General features: G+C 35.9%; 14 protein-coding genes and 1 tRNA gene. 2 read left to right on the top strand and 13 right to left on the bottom strand.

Features of this window, described 5'->3' with window-relative positions; translation table 11 throughout:
- Nucleotides 1-141: 141 nt before the first annotated feature.
- From FC88_RS07575 to FC88_RS07555, 5 genes are all read right to left on the bottom strand, one after another.
- Nucleotides 142-1,269, bottom strand: a complete 1,128-nt coding sequence (locus FC88_RS07575) for an acetylornithine transaminase (RefSeq protein ID WP_057814360.1) — start codon at nt 1,267-1,269, stop codon at nt 142-144.
- A gap of 19 nt (nt 1,270-1,288) precedes the next feature.
- Entirely contained in the window at nt 1,289-2,032 is a 744-nt protein-coding gene (gene argB, locus FC88_RS07570) for an acetylglutamate kinase (protein ID WP_057814358.1), read from the bottom strand.
- 15 nt (nt 2,033-2,047) lie between these two features.
- Nucleotides 2,048-3,271, bottom strand: a complete 1,224-nt coding sequence (argJ, locus tag FC88_RS07565; protein WP_057814356.1) for a bifunctional glutamate N-acetyltransferase/amino-acid acetyltransferase ArgJ — start codon at nt 3,269-3,271, stop codon at nt 2,048-2,050.
- 16 nt (nt 3,272-3,287) lie between these two features.
- The gene (gene argC, locus FC88_RS07560; RefSeq protein WP_057814352.1) at nt 3,288-4,310 is read right to left on the bottom strand and encodes an N-acetyl-gamma-glutamyl-phosphate reductase; all 1,023 of its coding nucleotides are present in this window, start codon (nt 4,308-4,310) and stop codon (nt 3,288-3,290) included.
- A 206-nt stretch (nt 4,311-4,516) separates the two neighbouring features.
- Entirely contained in the window at nt 4,517-5,815 is a 1,299-nt protein-coding gene (locus tag FC88_RS07555) for an SLAP domain-containing protein (RefSeq protein ID WP_057814349.1), read from the bottom strand.
- Between the two features lie 173 nt (nt 5,816-5,988).
- On the opposite strand from FC88_RS07555, the gene FC88_RS07550 reads away from it, so the two are divergent.
- Nucleotides 5,989-6,960, top strand: a complete 972-nt coding sequence (locus FC88_RS07550; RefSeq protein WP_057814344.1) for a helix-turn-helix transcriptional regulator — start codon at nt 5,989-5,991, stop codon at nt 6,958-6,960.
- A gap of 36 nt (nt 6,961-6,996) precedes the next feature.
- Here FC88_RS07550 and rlmH read toward each other — a convergent pair whose 3' ends face one another.
- From rlmH to yycF, 7 genes are all read right to left on the bottom strand, one after another.
- Nucleotides 6,997-7,476 (bottom strand): 23S rRNA (pseudouridine(1915)-N(3))-methyltransferase RlmH, encoded by a 480-nt coding sequence (gene rlmH / locus FC88_RS07545; protein WP_057814337.1) that lies wholly within the window; start codon nt 7,474-7,476, stop codon nt 6,997-6,999.
- 463 nt (nt 7,477-7,939) lie between these two features.
- Nucleotides 7,940-9,301, bottom strand: coding sequence for a S1C family serine protease (locus FC88_RS07540; protein WP_083484601.1), 1,362 nt, complete (start codon nt 9,299-9,301; stop codon nt 7,940-7,942).
- A 90-nt stretch (nt 9,302-9,391) separates the two neighbouring features.
- The gene (locus FC88_RS07535; protein WP_083484600.1) at nt 9,392-10,198 is read right to left on the bottom strand and encodes an MBL fold metallo-hydrolase; all 807 of its coding nucleotides are present in this window, start codon (nt 10,196-10,198) and stop codon (nt 9,392-9,394) included.
- Nucleotides 10,188-11,003: a two-component system regulatory protein YycI gene (locus FC88_RS07530; RefSeq protein ID WP_057814333.1), complete on the bottom strand. Its 816-nt coding sequence runs from the start codon at nt 11,001-11,003 to the stop codon at nt 10,188-10,190. The genes FC88_RS07535 and FC88_RS07530 overlap by 11 nt, the downstream gene beginning before the upstream one ends.
- Nucleotides 11,004-12,317: a YycH family regulatory protein gene (locus tag FC88_RS07525; protein ID WP_057814331.1), complete on the bottom strand. Its 1,314-nt coding sequence runs from the start codon at nt 12,315-12,317 to the stop codon at nt 11,004-11,006.
- A complete protein-coding gene (walK, locus tag FC88_RS07520) occupies nt 12,307-14,202 on the bottom strand; it encodes a cell wall metabolism sensor histidine kinase WalK (protein ID WP_057814329.1) in 1,896 nt (631 codons plus the stop codon). The genes FC88_RS07525 and walK overlap by 11 nt, the downstream gene beginning before the upstream one ends.
- A gap of 104 nt (nt 14,203-14,306) precedes the next feature.
- On the bottom strand, nt 14,307-15,008 hold the full coding sequence (yycF, locus tag FC88_RS07515) for a response regulator YycF (RefSeq protein ID WP_057814327.1): 702 nt from the start codon (nt 15,006-15,008) through the stop codon (nt 14,307-14,309).
- 177 nt (nt 15,009-15,185) lie between these two features.
- Here yycF and FC88_RS07510 point away from each other — a divergent pair.
- A tRNA-Lys gene (locus FC88_RS07510) sits at nt 15,186-15,258 on the top strand.
- Between the two features lie 557 nt (nt 15,259-15,815).
- On the opposite strand, the gene FC88_RS07505 is transcribed toward FC88_RS07510, so the two are convergent.
- Nucleotides 15,816-16,160 (bottom strand): terminase small subunit, encoded by a 345-nt coding sequence (locus tag FC88_RS07505; RefSeq protein WP_057814326.1) that lies wholly within the window; start codon nt 16,158-16,160, stop codon nt 15,816-15,818.
- Nucleotides 16,161-16,582: the final 422 nt, after the last annotated feature.

Below are 16,582 nucleotides of genomic sequence, written 5' to 3'. Positions count from 1 at the left end.
AAAAGTTATATTATTTGAATCAAAAAAATGTCAACTTGACAAGGACGAGTGCATTCGCCAAGTTTTCTTTGCTATGGAGGACGGCATATTACCACTAATCTAACTTAAAAAAAACTTATTTTCTGGTTACTAGAGTTTTTTCTACAATACAGACTTAATTATCTCAAGCCCTTCATCTAATTTTTCTTCACTCATCACTAGTGGTGGCAACAGTCTCAAGGTATTGTGCTTAGCTGAAAGTGTCAATAAACCTTTTTCGTGTAATTTAGTAATGGCATCAGTGACTGGCAAACTTTCATCCAAATGAATCCCAATCATAAAGCCTAAGCCAGTTACAGCAGTTACTTTAGTCAAAGGCTTGATTTCAGAATTCAACTTTTTCCAAAGATGTTCTGATTTCTTTTGAACTGAAGCTAAGAACTCAGGAGTTAACTGTTCTAGAACTCCTTTAGCCGCAGCCATAGCGATTTTATTACCACCAAAAGTAGTTCCATGACTCCCCGGGCCAAAAGCAGTTGCCAACTTTTTATCACCAATCATCGTTCCAATTGGCATTCCGTTACCTAAAGCTTTGGCAGAAGTAATAATATCGGGCTTTAATCCAAATTGTTCAAAGGCAAATTTAGAACCTGTCCGACCAATTCCAGTTTGAACTTCATCAATAATCAGTAAAACGCCGTTATCATGACATGCTTGTTGAATATCGGTCAACCACTTTTTATCAGCTACGAAAACGCCACCCTCACCTTGAATGACTTCCAAAATAACTGCCGCCAAATTGTTGTCAATCAATTCCAGCGCTTTGTTATCGTTATAGTCAGCAAATTTTACATCTGGTACTAAAGGAGCAAAACCTTGTTGAATATCAGGATTCCCCGTCAATGACATTGATCCATAAGTACGACCGTGAAAACCATTATTGAAAGCTAAAACGGTTGATTTACCAGTATATTTACGTGCTAATTTGAAAGCCGCTTCGTTAGCTTCAGTCCCAGAGTTACAGAAAAAGGCTAGTTGATCATCGTTACATAAAAGACCTGCTACATCGTCTTGAATTTGGTTCTCGTACAAATTAGAAATATGCCAAACCTTTTGTAATTGTGCTTGAACATTTTCTTGAATAATTTCATTACTATAACCAAAGCTGCAAACACCGATACCACTAGTGAAATCCAAATATTTATTATCGTGATTATCGGTTAAATAAACATCGTCTCCTTTTACCAAATCGAATGGAAAACGTACGTATGTTGGGAATACATGTTCCATGAATCTTTCCTCCAAATTATTATTTTTCGACATATTGGAACTGTGTTCCTGGTCGTCCTAAGTCATTAGTAATAAAGGTTTGATGAACACCATTTTTCAAGGCTGCAAATGAAGCTTTGATTTTGGGCATCATCCCTGATTTAATAACGTGTTGCTGGAATAATTCATTGGCAAAAGTTTCTGTTAGTTGTGGCACGACTTTGCCAGAGTTCAAAACTCCAGGAACATCGGTCAATAAAACTAATTCTTCAGCTTGCAACTGACTAGCTATCTTGGCAGCAGCGGTATCAGCATTGACATTGAGCCAGTGGCCATCTTTAGTCTGTGCTAATGGTGCCAACACGCCAATTTGGTTCTCTAATTCTTGTGAAAGCCACTTGCTGTTGATGTGGGTCACTTGTCCAACTTCACCGTATTGAGATTGATTTAAATACTTACCTTCCAACAAGTGGTTGTCACTGGAATTAAGTCCAATTACTGGCAAACCTGAATTAGCCAAAAATTGACAAAGCTTGGGTTGGACTAATCCTAATAAAACAGCTTTGGTAACGTCTAAAGTTTCCGGATCAGTCACCCGAACGCCATTTATTTTCTCAACATCCAAATGTAGTTTTTCGCTCCATTCAGAGATTTGTGGACCACCGCCGTGAATAATTAAAACCCGTTTACCCATCGACCACCAGGTTTTAATTTGTTCAAAAAAGGTCGACGGTAAATTATCACTAGCATTGCCACCTATTTTTACAACTATCGTCTCTTTCATCATCTTCACCTCATATTAGCTTCTGTATGTGGCATTAATGCGGACGTAATTGTAAGTTAAATCACAACCCCAAGCCTGCCCGGTAGCAGTTCCAGAATTCAAATCAACTAAAACGGTAATCTTTTTATCAGTTAAAGCATCTTTCATAACATTTTCATCAAAATCAGCACTGTGACTGTTGTCGACTAATGGTAAATCATTCAGCCAAACACTCGTGTGATCGACATCGATTACGGCATCGGTTTGACCAATGGCGGCAATGATACGACCCCAATTGGCATCTTCGCCAAAAATGGCAGCTTTGACTAAATTAGAACCAACGATAGCTTTAGCAACCTTTTGAGCATCAATGTGAGTAGCTGCATGTTCAACATTAACTTCAACTAGCTTAGTTGATCCTTCACCATCTTCAGCAATATCTTGAGCTAGTTTAGTTAAAACGGCGTTATAAGCATCTGTAAATTTCTCAAAATTATCACCATCATCCATAGAAATCGGTGTATTGTCGGCCATACCGTTAGCAAGCGTGACGACCATGTCATTAGTTGAAGTATCGCCATCGACGGTAATTTGGTTAAAAGTTTTGTCAACTTGTTGACTGAGCATCGGTTGGAGTTGTCCATCGGCAATCTTGGCATCTGTAACTACAAAACCTAGCATCGTTGCCATTTTAGGATGAATCATCCCTGAACCTTTACAAAATCCTGTGATAGTGACAGTTTTACCGTCAATTTCAATTTGAGTAGAGATAGTTTTTGGATGTGTGTCAGTCGTCAAAATTGCTTCGGTGACTAAATCGTTGTCGAGTAACTCTAATTGTGAGACTCCTTTTTGAATCAAATCCATTGGCAAATTTTCACCAATCACACCAGTTGAAGCAACGCCGACTAGACTTGAATCAATTCCCATCTTGTCAGCAGCTAACTTTTGCATCTTTTTAGCATCGATCATCCCTTGTTTACCAGTAACAGAATTAGCAACAGCTGTATTCATGACCATTCCTTGTAAGAGGTGATCCTGATTGATAGTTTGTTTCGTTAATTTAGTAGGCGCAGCTTGAAATTGGTTAGTCGTATAAGTACCTGCAGCTTGGGCGGGCACTTCTGAATACAACCAACCCATATCTTTTTTGTTAGGATTCTTCCGCAATCCCACGTGAACGCCGTCAGCTTTGTAGCCTTTAGGCCAAGTAAAAGGTACTTCTTGATAAGTCTTAGTTTCTTCTAAAAATGATTGCATAAAAAATCCTCCTAATTTAAGGTAGAACTGGAATTAAGTCCAATCCTGCATCTGGTTTAAATTCAAACATTTGGTTAAAGTTTTGAATTGCTTGTCCAGCTGCACCTTTTAGGAGGTTATCAATTACACTGACTATTACGATTTGATGGGTAACAGGGTTTAGTTGATAACCTATGTCACAGAAGTTAGTTCCAATCACTTGTTTAAGATTGGGGAAAACTCCTTCAGTAGCATTTACAAAGGTGTCATCTGAATAAGTCTGGGAAAAAGCTTCTTGAACCTTTTCTTCAGTTACATCTGACTTAGCCTTCGCATAGCAACTGGCCATAATTCCACGTGTCAGTGGTAAAAGTGTTGTTGTGAACTGAATATAAGGTAGATCTTTGTCCCATTTTTGTAATTCCTGAACAATTTCTGGAATATGTTGGTGTTGATTTACCTTATACAGTTGCAGATTTTCATTTGTTTGGCTGAAATGAGTTGATTGACTCAATTTCTTACCAGCGCCGGAGGTACCAGATTTGGCATCAACGACGATTGAAGATGGATCGATCAGATGATTTTTAACTAGTGGAGCTAAGGCTAAAATCGTTGCAGTGGCATAGCAGCCAGGGTTGGCAACATATTTAGAACCCTTGGAACTAGTAAAATCAGCTAATCCATAATGTGCTTTGGCGAGATAATCGCTTTGAGGAGCCGGCTTTTTGTACCACTTCTCATATACATCAGCTTTGAGTCGAAAGTCACCTGCTAAATCAATTACCGGAAAATCATTTTCGATAAATGGTTGAGCCAACTTTGTCGTAACTCCAGCCGAAGTAGCGAAAAACACCATGTCATTACTCTTCATGATATCAGCAGAATCATAAGGTAAAATGTTATCTCGTCGTCGTAGTTGTGGTAAAACCTCTTCTAAAGGTTGTGCTACTTTTTGGGAATGCCCATACAAATTGACTTTACCAACATTGGGATGCCGTAACAGTAATTCATACAAAACACTGCCACTATAGCCGGTGACACCGACAAGACCAACATTCATACTTATCATCCTTTCTGAATCTAGTTTTTTCTACTCGGTAGAAATTAATAGCTAGAATACTCTTGAAGATTAAAAAATACAAGTGTTTTTCTAATAAAGTTATCATTATTCTAATCACAGAGAAAATCTGTAAAGCGTTTTCATTAGCTAAATTTAGGCAAAAAAATATCCTTCAATTTTCAAATGATTGAAGGATATTTTTTTAATTATTTATTAATACTTGTAGCAAATTCTGGTTCGTAATATGAATTGTCTTTCAAATTAAGTCCACTGTTCAAAGTTACATCAGTGATCCAAACCCATTGGTTAGTGGCAACTTCGCCCCAGTATGAACCGTACTTATTAACTACTAGCTTAGAAATCTTCCAAGTTGATCCAGCAGGCAAAGTCATGTCGTAAGAATTAGTAGCTGTGTTATAAGTTCTAATTTGTTTATTGGCAGTAGCAACTAAACCATTACTTGGTGTTGGTACTGAAGAATTAGTGTTAGTAGTAGTTGTAGCATCATCCAATAATTTCATGTACGCTACTGAAACGAACTCGTTTGTTGCAACTTGATAGTAAGTCTGTTTGTCATGGTGCAACATTTGTGAACCAATCTTCCATTGGCTATTACCTGGTAAAGTTGTTCCTGTAGTATTTCCTTGGCCATCGACGACTTGAACGTCAGTCGTTGTAACCCCAGTCTTACCAGCTGCAGTTGTATCAGTTATGTAAGTATCAACTGTTTGACCATTTTGAGTATAGTCATTGATTTTAATATTATTGGCAGAAATCCACTCGTTTGTAGCAACTTGATAGTAAGTTTCATTATTAGCACTCAAAGCTTTACCTAAAATCCAACTACTATTGACAGGTAAAGTGACCCCTAAATCATTACCATTTCTATCAATCAATTTTGCTGCAGTAGTTACCGTAGCAGTCTTTCCAAAATTACCATCTTGAGTAACTAAACCAGCAGCTGAATCATTATTTTGACCAGCAATAGTTACATCCTGTGCATTGATATATTGATTAGTTCCCACCTGGTAATAAAGCATTTTGTTGGCATGCAAAATATTACCGATTTTCCATTGACTGCCATTTGGCAAAGTTTGACCTGTGGTATTTCCATATGCATCAACAACATTTAATGTAGTATTAGCGGTTGCAACTTTACCAGCATCGGCATTTTCAGTAATCCAACGATCCTGTGTTTGAGTAGTATCAACTGAATTGGCTGAACCAGTGACATTTCTAACTACCGAAGCTGGAATGTATTCGTTAGTTGCGACTTGATAATGAGCGACACCATTAATAGTAACTTGTTGACCCAATTGCCAACTACTACCGCTTGGTAAAGTTTGTCCAGTAGTCTTCCCATTTGCGTCATAAACTGGTGTGGTAACTGAAACAGTTCCGACAGCTGCAGCATCAACATTTTGTGGTAGAGCGCTGAGTGCTGCTGGAGCTAACATAATAGCTACAGCTGAAGCTGCGATAACTTTTCTAGTTCTATTCTTCATTTTTCCTATCTCCATTTATAGACTCTCTTCTTGTTGCAACTCTATTCTAAGAATTATCAATTTTTAAAGCAATCTATTTACGGAATCATTACTAAAACTTTACAAATGTCATATCAAAAAAATGAATACCATTAGCAAATAATTATGATAATCTATTTTGCAGGGGGACAATTATGAATTTATCGATTGAGGTATTCTTACAACTACTAGAAAATGAGAGCTGTCAAACTAAAGACATCGCAGAAAAACAAGGTATCACTATTCGAACAGCTCAACGCGCAATCAAAGAAATCAAAGTTGCTTTTGATAAAAGTGCTGTTCTCAATAAATATTTCCAATTGAAGAAAATTGGTCGAGCTTATTCTATTGAACAAAGATATTTATTGGACCAAAATCAAGTATTAATATTAATTAAATTATTAATTGCAAGTCGCTCGTTAAATAGTACTGAATTACCAAGATTGACTAACAAAATGTTGGACATGTTAACACTAGAAGAACGTGATGTAGTTAGTGAATCCGTCATGACTGAACGCATCACCGATAATTATTTGACTGATGAGAGTTTTCGCATCGAAAAAATGGGTCAACTGGAACAATACATCTATCACAAACAAAAAATCCGTTTTACTTACACCGATAGATATCCTTCAGAAATCCCTAACATCGAAACTATCGAAATGTTACCGATCCATACCTTTTTCGATAATCTTTACTTCTTTATAATTGGTTTAGTTAAAGATAAACAGGAATATCGGACTTTCCGTATTGATTGGATGGACGATATTGAGCCGATTCATTTAAAAATACCAATGGATCACAGCAAATATCATGACCACGGCCAAGAAACTCGTTATGAGGCTTTTGGCTATCAAGGTAAAAAGACCCGCATCCAATTCGAGTATTACGGCTATATGGAATACATCAAAGATATCTTTCCTAGCTGCAAAGTTATTAAAACAATCGACAAACCTAATCGCTTTCCTTTTTCAGTTAAAATTTTAGAAATTGAAGTTAATTATTCTGATGGTGTCAAATTGTGGTTACTCGGTGAAACGACAATTCTAAGAGTTTTATCACCAAAATCTATTGCCGATGATATTCGTGACACTTTACGCGAAGGATACGAAAGATATTTGGACTAAAAAAACAGCCAAAAATGGCTGTTTTTTTCGTAGTTTTTACTTGTGATACGTCCGATGATTGATAATCATGAAAGAACGATAAATTTGTTCAGTCAATACTAAACGCATCAATTGGTGTGGCAAAGTAAATTTCCCGAAACAAATACTCATATCCGCTCTTTTGACAACTTCTGGACTAACGCCTAATGATCCACCGATAACAAAAGTAATATCAGAAGTTCCATATGTGGATAAGTCATCAATTTTTTTAGCAAGTTGTTCAGAGGTTAATTCTTTACCTCTCAAATCGAGCAAAATAACAAATTCCTTATCCTTGATTTTACTTAATATTCGTTCTCCTTCAATTTGTTTCACCTTCAAATCTTGGGCTTCACTCAAACTCTCCGGAGCTTTTTCATCTTGGCACTCAATTATTTGAAACTTGCAAAAAGCCCCCAGACGCTTGGCATATTCAGCAATACCAGCTTTAAAATACTTCTCTTTTAGCTTTCCAACTGTAACCATCTTAATATTCATAGTAAATAATTCTCCTCGCTTATTATGATACGAAAATATCCTAGAATTGCCAAATTTATTTAAAATAACGAATTATCATGACTATTCCATTGTGCACAAAAAAATAAAAGTTTGTCTAATTTTGTGTAACACTCTTAATTCCTAGTATTATAGGGATTATTTACGTTATGTCTACTTTAGATTAAAAAACTTTCCACAACTGTGTGTAACCCTGTGGAAAACTTTTATACAGTGATTTTATTGGATTTTTGGATACTTATTCACATTTTTTAAACACCTGTGGATAAATACCTATAATTAATTTTCTGAAAAGTCGAAATAAATTTCAAAAACATTCATAAAAGTTCAAAAAAAGCCGTGAAACTACTTATTTAAGATTTTTGTGATTTTCATGCCAAATGACACTATCAAAAAAAGACCCAATCCACATCAGATTAGGTCTTTCATTAATTATGATTAATATTTATTCACTAGCTTGTTTCGTCAAATGAACTTTAGCCGTGTTCAATTTACCATTACGATAATATTGAATATTAACTGTATCACCGACTGAATGTGAATATAAGGCTGTATGCAAGTCTGCAACTGATGTTATCTTCTTATTACCAAGTTTAACGATAACATCATATTTCTTCATACCAGCAGCTTTAGCAACTGATCCAGAAGTTGTGCTGTACACTACAACACCTTTGGTTACATCGTCAGGCAACTTCAAACTGGATTGCGAATCATCAGTAATTTGATCTAGATCTAAGACTCTAATGCCAAGTGATGGTCTTTCAACTTTACCATTAGCAACTAATTGATTGATGATCTTAACTACTTCATTACTTGGAATAGCAAAGCCCATACCTTCAACTGAAGTACCATCAGTATTTGAAGCCAATTTCATTGAATTGATACCAACGATTTGACCAGCGGCATTAACTAATGGACCACCAGAATTACCAGGGTTGATAGCAGCATCGGTTTGTAAAACAGTTGCTTCTCCGGTAGCTTGACCAGTGTTTTGATCTTGAGTCGTCACAGTTCTGTTAGTAGCAGAAATAATACCTTGAGTAACAGTTGTAGCATATTCACTACCTAATGGAGAACCAATGGCAATTACTGGATCTCCTGGCGATACGTTATCAGAGTTACCAAATGAAGCTGTAGCAGGCACTTTACTGCCATCGATTTCTAGAACGGCCAAATCAGTTGTAGCATCAGTACCGACTAATTTAGCAGCAACTTTTGTTCCATCTTCCAAAATAATTTCCAAAGAATCAGATCCAGAAACAACGTGGTTATTCGTTACAATGTAACCTTTACCATTTTGCTTAGCATAAATCACACCAGAACCTTCACTGTATTCTTGCAAATCACTACTGGAATTAGAATTTGAAGAATCAGATGAGTTAGAATCACTGTCGCTATTTTCATCAGTTTGTCCTGAAGAATCAGATGCTGACCCACTGTCACCAAACAAATCACCAAAAATTGATGAAATGTCTCCGTCACTAGATTGTTCTTGTTGCTTTTGAAGATTAATAACTGAAACAACAGCGCCATTGACCTTCTTATAAGCTCCAGACATCGAGCTGGATGTATTTACCTTCGTATTGCTTACTTGAGTTGTGCCGGCAGTATTTCCGACTGAGGCAGTATCAGAACTGTTGTTACCAAAGTATGTAAAACCAGCAAAAGCAACAACAACACCTAAAGCGGCTGAAATAAAGGCAACGATCCCCATCTTAAGCAATGAATTATGGGATTGATTGTTATTATTCCCACGTTTCTTATCATTTACTCTTGATTCAGGTTTGTCTTGATTATCGTTATTCATACAATTTCACTTCCCCAAAAGATTTATTAATTCTAATATATCCAACATTTATGAAAAAACTATGAACGTCTTATGACTAAAATGTTTATTTTACAAGGCAATCAAAGGATCAGCTATAGCAGGATCAGTGTCGTGAATTTTAAAATCATGGCCAACACCAAAATCATGATCCTCCAAAACTTGAGTAACTTCTGTTCGAGCCACTGCTTTTGTATTGTTTTCATGACTCAAATGACCTAAGAAGATTTGTTTCGTATTATTGCCGATGACATCCATCAACGTATGCGCTCCATCTTCATTAGATAAATGACCTTTTTCACTCAAGATACGCTGTTTCAAAGGCCATGGATACATCCCTTCACGCAACATCTCGACATCATGATTACATTCCATTAAATAACCATCGGCATTTTCAATCGTTTTTTGGACACGTTCCGAAACATACCCCGTGTCAGTTAAAATCACAAATTCTTTGCCATTGTGATAAAACTTATAAAATTGTGGGTCGACTGCATCATGTGAAACTGAAAAACTTTCAACATCCAAATCATCTAATGACAAAACTTTGTTGTGATTAAAAACGTTGATCTCATCTTCAGAAATTTTACCTATCTTAGGCAACATCGCTTCCCAAGTCTTTTGATTGGCATAAACGTTGAGATTATAGCGTCTAGCTAAGACCCCAACGCCTTTGATATGGTCAGTATGTTCATGGGTCACAAACAGTGAATCGACAGTATTGATATCTTTACCAATACTTTCCATGGCACGCTTAATCTTGATTCCTGACAAACCAGCATCGACTAACACACGGTGCTTAGGTGTTTCAATATAAGTTGCGTTTCCAGAGCTGCTGCTAGCCAGAACACTGATTTTTAAACTATCATCATTGGGCATTGTAACTACTATCTCCATTTGCTGAACTCTTAATTATATTACCAGTGAAGGCATTGACCTTCTTGGTGGTTGAAACTTTACTATCTTTATTCTTGATCGTTACGAACCAAACCGGTATGTAGATCGTACTACCTTTGGCTTCCAACAATTTCGTATAAGCTAAATTAGCATAAGCAATCTTGGAATTATTAGGTATCTCTGAATTAGCATAGAGGTTCGTAATAACATCTTTTTCACTCTTGATCGATTGTCTTTCATGCAAAATAATCATCGATCTAATATACGTCTGAGTATAACCTAACACTTCGCCGTTAGAAATTGTAAAGATAAGCTGATTTGTTTTATCGTAAACGTCCCCTAAATTACTAGTAGCGACGTAAACCATTTGCGACTGGCTCGATAATTGTGGCGCGTACTTGTAATTCTTACCATATAAGATATTTTTTTCTTTTTTGATAAATTCATCCATAATTTTCTTGCGATTGCTTGAAGTAACAGAAATGGGACTATCTAAAGTACTAGCTAAAGTATGATTTGCTTCCTCGTACTCTACTTTTTGATCTTGGAGTTTACTGGAATTTTCTTCCAAATCATCATTAGGCTGTGACCCTAAATAATAGGCGTAACCACTCTTCGAATCCAAACTGCCGAAACTGATATTACGCTTGCGCATTTCAGCGACGGTCGAAGTATTAGTGCTCGTACTGCTAACTAGTTGTTGACTATTGCGAAAAGACAAGAATAAAAAGATATCTAACGAGAAAAATACTATTAAGAATATAACTTCAATTCTTTTAAAATCCATTTACTCTTCCTCCGCAGTTTGATTTGTCCAATCTTCATAAGCTTTCCAGTGACCATCAATCTTGATGTAATATGTTGGCTTCAAATCGACGACCTTTTCATTGTCAGCTTCTGTTTCCCATTGATAACCGACTTCCAAGCCTTCAATGTCATTTAAAGAAAAACCAGCTTTTTGAAGGCCTTTGAAAATATCATTCGTCGATTTCAACTTAGTAGCCGCTTGATTAGAAGGAACCGGAACTTCTAAGACTGTATTGACGAAATGTTCTGTACTACCTTGACGACTAAATTTGATCTCGATTGAACCAAATTGACTCTTCTTAAAGATTGGGAAGCCTTCAACGTATTCTCTGAAGGTCAAATCCTTGTTCTTCCAGTTTGCATTGTACAAGCGCAAGTTAGAAATCGAGTCCTGTAAATTAATAACTTTTTGATAACCGCGTTGTAAGAAAGCTAATTGATTCTTCGGTACAGAGGTGTCGGTATAATCCGTGAACGTTAATTCATCAGTATTATGATCTGAAACCAATCGCTTTGATTCACCATAATTATAACTGTAAACACCATTGTCTTCTGTCGTTACCAAACCATTAGCATTCGAATCAAACAATGCAGTTGTATATTCACCGTCTTTTTTACCATTGACTACGTATGAATATGATTGCAATTTGATTGGATTGGCATATGAAGTAAAGACGCCATGTTTCATAATATCCAATCTGATCTTCAAATTGATGTTAGCTTTCTTAACTAATTTAGTAATTGGTCCAGCAGAAGCATTTCTCACTTTAGCTTTGTAAACGGCATAATTATTATCATTAGCTAGATAAATATTTTGATCTTTTTTATCTTTTAAATTAACCAAGATACGATTGAATTTTTTACCATCTTCATCTTTGAGACTGTCATTATTTAACAAATATCCCAAGACATTAGTCGTTATCGCGGTTGGATAAACCATTTGAATCGTATTTTTTGCTTGTATAACTTTTTGATAGTAAGCTCCATCTTTTTTTGTTACTAATTTAGGACTACCAATTTTCCAATCTTGCATTATTTTTTGAATGCTCAAGGAAATATTTTCATTACTGTTATAAATCAAATATTGCTCATCTTCATCATGCCACATAACAGATGTTGGACTGATAACTTGATTCATCGGTATTTCATTTTTATTTGTCTCAGCGTCAGTTACGTCGATATTTCTTCCACGTTGATAACGAGCAGTATTGGTCCAAATAAAGAAGGACAGGACAATACTAGTAATTACGGCAATAACTAATAACACTTGGACAATTAAACGGCTAAATTTCATCCCATTCTCCTCCTGTTTCGTTAGGGTCAAATGGCAAGGAAATGTAGAAAGTTGATCCCTTGCCTTCAGCACTGTTTACCCAAATTCTTCCTTTATGCTGTTCAACGATTTCCTTAGAAATAGATAGTCCCAATCCGGTACCACCTTGTTTTCTAGAACGTGCTTTATCAACACGATAGAAACGATCGAAGACTTTCTTGATATCTTTTCTCGGAATACCTAGTCCTTCATCGGAAATACTAATAATAATATGTTTATTAGTTTCCAACAAACGACAAGTGATCACACCACCGTCAGGCGAATACTTGATAGCGTTATTCATAATATTATCGATCACTTGCGTCATTTTATCGGTATCAATTTCGACCCAGAGATCCTTGCTAGTAAAGATACGTTTGATCCGATAATTTTTAACGATTTTTTTATTGTCTTCTTTAGCGTCAGCTTTTTCCTTTTTCAGCATCATATCAAAGCGATCCAAAATATATGAGAAAAATTCATTGAAATTGACTAATTCTTTTTCAAGCTTCGAACGACCTTGATCCATTCTCGACAAGCTCAACAAGTCTTTGATCATTCGAATCATTCGGTCAGTCTCTTCAGCTGTAACTCCTAAGAATTGTGGAGCTAATTTTTGGTCCTTCCAAGCACCATTGTTCAAAGCATCGATGTAACTACTGATACTCGTCAATGGCGTTCTCAATTCGTGTGAAACGTTAGAAACGAATTGACGACGTTCACTATCGATCTTTTGTTGTTCAGTAACATCGTGTAGAACACAGACCATACCACTGATAAAGCCACTATTTCTTTGGATCAATGAGAAATCAGCATTTAAAATCAACGAATTATCATCGCCGGTATCGTAATCTTCACTATTATCATTAGTTTCGATAACCATAGGATCTGGATTTTCTAATAAGTCGTCAAAACTAGTTTGCTCGGAAATACCTAACACATCGACTAATGGTTGACCAATAGCCGCATCTTCATCTTTATCCAAAAATTCTTGAGCCATTTCATTGATGACGGTAATATTCCCTAAACGATTCGTGGCGATGACACCATCAGACATTTGCGTCAAAACGCTATCTAGTCGCCTTCGTTCAGATTCCGAATTTTCGGTTGCCTCTTCAACTTTGACAGATAAATCATTAACTGCCATCGCCAATTGACCTAATTCATCAGGAGAATAAACACGAACTTGTCCAGAATAGTCTCCTTCAGCCATTCTGACAGCCTGTTGCTTCATTTCATCGATTGGTCGGGTAATTGCACGAGAAATGAAAATAGCAATCACAGCTCCTAATAGACCAGCTACTAAGGAAGCTGTTAGGAAAATCAGAATAATATTATTAATGCCTGTATAAACCGACTCCATTGATGCTCGAACATAAATAGCCCCAACAACTGTACTGTTATCAGGCGAAGTAACCGGTTCAATCGACTCATAAGAGCTTCCAGCGTCTTTTTCATAGTAAATTTGGGTAATCTTCTTATCGGTCTTAATACTTTGTTTGATATTATCTTTTAAAGTCTGCGTTCCGATAATATTACTGCCTTCAGAATCTTTGGTCCCAACAATGATCCCTGAACGGTCGACTACTTGTACGTCAGTAATATCGATACTGACACGCGTATAATCTTGAATCGCATTCCCAATATTTTCACGAGTATGTTGATCATTGTCAGTCAAGTTTTCTGAAATTTGATTGAGGGTATAAGCTGGTACGACAACAGAATTTTCAAAATTAGACACATTTTGATCCTCTAGTTGACGCACAAAATAAGCCCCAATTATTTCAATTGTGACTATTAAAATTAAAATAAACGATAATCCGATTTTAAAATTAATTGAATGTAAAAAGACAAATCTATTTTTCAATATATTTCCACCTAAATGATACAAACTTAATTACATTATACAGCTATGAGGATAACAAAAAAACTGACTCGTTTCTTATATAAACGAATCAGTTTTTTGATTTTTTATTCGGCATCAGGATCTCTTAGGTAGTATCCTACACCACGTCTAGTCATTAGCCATTCTGGTTGACTAGGATTGTTTTCAATTTTTTCACGCAAACGTCTAACAGTAACGTCCACTGTTCTAACATCACCAAAGTAATCGTAACCCCAAACCGTTTGAAGCAAGTGTTCACGTTTCATAACTTGACCAATATGTTGAGCCAAATAATGCAACAATTCGAACTCACGGTGTGTTAGTTCAATTTCTTTACCATTTTTCGTTACAGTATATGCATCGGGGAGAATAGTTAAATCACCAATTTTAATCTCACTATTCTTGGCTTCCTCGCTATGTACATGTGTTTGAGTTCTCAAACGAGCTTTTACACGAGCGACTAACTCTCGATTGGAGAATGGTTTAGTTACATAATCATCTGCTCCAAGTTCTAGGCCAATAACCTTATCAATTTCGGTATCTTTAGCCGTTAACATAATAATTGGAGTATCTTTAGTTTTTCTGATAGTTCTAGCTACTTCAAGACCGTCAATAACTGGAAGCATCAAATCTAGCAAAATCAAATCAGGATCATCCTCTTCAACTTTGTCTAACGCTTCTTGTCCATCAAAAGCAGTTATGACTTCGTAGCCTTCATTTTCCAAATTATATTTAACAATATCGGAAATTGGTTTTTCATCATCTACTACTAGAATTTTTTTAGCCATATATTTATCTCCTTGACGTGAATATTATACTAGTTATTTTTCATTAAAACAAAGTCACCATAAAGGCAACTTAACTTTTTTGAATTTTTTTTTAAAAAGTACTTGCTATTAATTTTGAGCCTATGGTATTATATATCTCGTTGGTTGAGAGAGATAAGCAATCAACACAAGACACATGGGTGGTTAGCTCAGCTGGCAGAGCAACGGACTCTTAATCCGTGGGTCCGGGGTTCGATCCCCCGACCACCCACTAGCTTACTTTTAATCAGTTATAATGAGGCTTAAAAGCCTTGATATGACTGGTTTTTTATTTTTATTAGTATTTTTAAGAATCAATAAATAATAACTTTATGGTAGTCAATTTGGTAGTCAAATTGTGTACAAATTAAAATAATAATATTACTGGTCGGGCGGTTGTCATCACAATTCTGTGATGGCTTTTTTAATATCTAAATTAATTAATGAACAAGGGTGTACCTTTAGTACTCCCTATATAAAAATGCTATGTACTCAAAGTACACAGCATAAATACTAAAGACATCTGCGCAAAATTGCGCACATCTTTTTACTGCTTAGGTTCAATCTAGCAACCTCAAAATGTAAAATATAATTCCTACATTTTCCAACATTTAATTTTTATTTGAGCTTAGAGGGTTGCGCAATTTTCAGCTATCTTCCTTATATATCCGTGTTAGTTTCAAAATTTTTAATGTCCTAACATCTCTTAATGTTTTTTGATGTGTTCCTAATGCCTTGGTACGTATGATACTACATGAATATCAGTAAACCTATCCAATAGGAGCGTTACTAATCAAAGGGAGCGTTATTACAAGCGTACATAAAGTACAGTTGTTTTAATAAATTACTTTCTGCCAAAAGTGGCAGCATGTCGGCTACATCAAAATAGAGATCAGATGCTTGCTGCTTCTTCAAAATGGATAATTGCTTTTTTATGACCGCATTTGCCAACATTCTGGTTGCACTTGAATGAGCTATTTTATAACTAACTCCGTAAGCCTTTTGGTATGACCATATGGCGTTAAAACGTTGAAGATAGTACAAACAGAACAGTTTTTGCTTATCATTAAGCTCACCATTTGCCTCTAATTCATCAACGATTTTAGGTGCACCCTTTTTGGATTTAGGGTGCACCCATTTTTATTAAAAGTTGTATACTTTTTTGAAACATATCCCACAAATTGAGGCAGTAAAAGTTTATTAAGACGTTTCGCAACTTAACCATAGGTTTTAATAGGTTTAACCATGATTAGATCACTGCTTTCTAATTGCCAATGGCTTAAAACAGCGTAGTAATTTATCTTTTATAGTCTGCATAATCTGCAATATTATTTTTAGGGCGTTGGGAATGTCAGCATCTTTTTATAACCTGACAAATATGACAATTCCCTTTAGGGGCTATCGAATGTAACGAATATTACTTTTTATAGCCTGCTCTAACTGCCCTTTAATCACATAAGATTTGTAAATTTCTCGTTTTAGGATGTCAAAAATGTATAAGTGGTAGATTGCAAATTTAATCCGAATTTTTGGACAAATTTGTCAGCATAACCTGA

This window comes from Companilactobacillus futsaii JCM 17355 (assembly GCF_001435505.1).
Taxonomy (GTDB): domain Bacteria; phylum Bacillota; class Bacilli; order Lactobacillales; family Lactobacillaceae; genus Companilactobacillus; species Companilactobacillus futsaii.
The sequence above is the reverse complement of the archived record's forward strand: the minus strand, read 5'-3'. Positions and strand labels throughout refer to the sequence as shown.

Excerpts from the sequence above, each read along its gene's own strand:
- FC88_RS07535 (WP_083484600.1), bottom strand. The coding sequence starts at position 10,198 with ATGCCCAATGATGATAGTTTAAAAATCAGTGTTCTGGCTAGCAGCAGC.
- FC88_RS07540 (WP_083484601.1), bottom strand. The coding sequence starts at position 9,301 with ATGAATAACGATAATCAAGACAAACCTGAATCAAGAGTAAATGATAAG.
- argJ (WP_057814356.1), bottom strand. The coding sequence starts at position 3,271 with ATGCAATCATTTTTAGAAGAAACTAAGACTTATCAAGAAGTACCTTTT.
- rlmH (WP_057814337.1), bottom strand. The coding sequence starts at position 7,476 with ATGAATATTAAGATGGTTACAGTTGGAAAGCTAAAAGAGAAGTATTTT.
- yycF (WP_057814327.1), bottom strand. The coding sequence starts at position 15,008 with ATGGCTAAAAAAATTCTAGTAGTAGATGATGAAAAACCAATTTCCGAT.
- FC88_RS07575 (WP_057814360.1), bottom strand. The coding sequence starts at position 1,269 with ATGGAACATGTATTCCCAACATACGTACGTTTTCCATTCGATTTGGTA.
- argC (WP_057814352.1), bottom strand. The coding sequence starts at position 4,310 with ATGAATGTTGGTCTTGTCGGTGTCACCGGCTATAGTGGCAGTGTTTTG.
- FC88_RS07550 (WP_057814344.1), top strand. The coding sequence starts at position 5,989 with ATGAATTTATCGATTGAGGTATTCTTACAACTACTAGAAAATGAGAGC.
- argB (WP_057814358.1), bottom strand. The coding sequence starts at position 2,032 with ATGAAAGAGACGATAGTTGTAAAAATAGGTGGCAATGCTAGTGATAAT.
- FC88_RS07525 (WP_057814331.1), bottom strand. The coding sequence starts at position 12,317 with ATGAAATTTAGCCGTTTAATTGTCCAAGTGTTATTAGTTATTGCCGTA.
- FC88_RS07530 (WP_057814333.1), bottom strand. The coding sequence starts at position 11,003 with ATGGATTTTAAAAGAATTGAAGTTATATTCTTAATAGTATTTTTCTCG.
- FC88_RS07555 (WP_057814349.1), bottom strand. The coding sequence starts at position 5,815 with ATGAAGAATAGAACTAGAAAAGTTATCGCAGCTTCAGCTGTAGCTATT.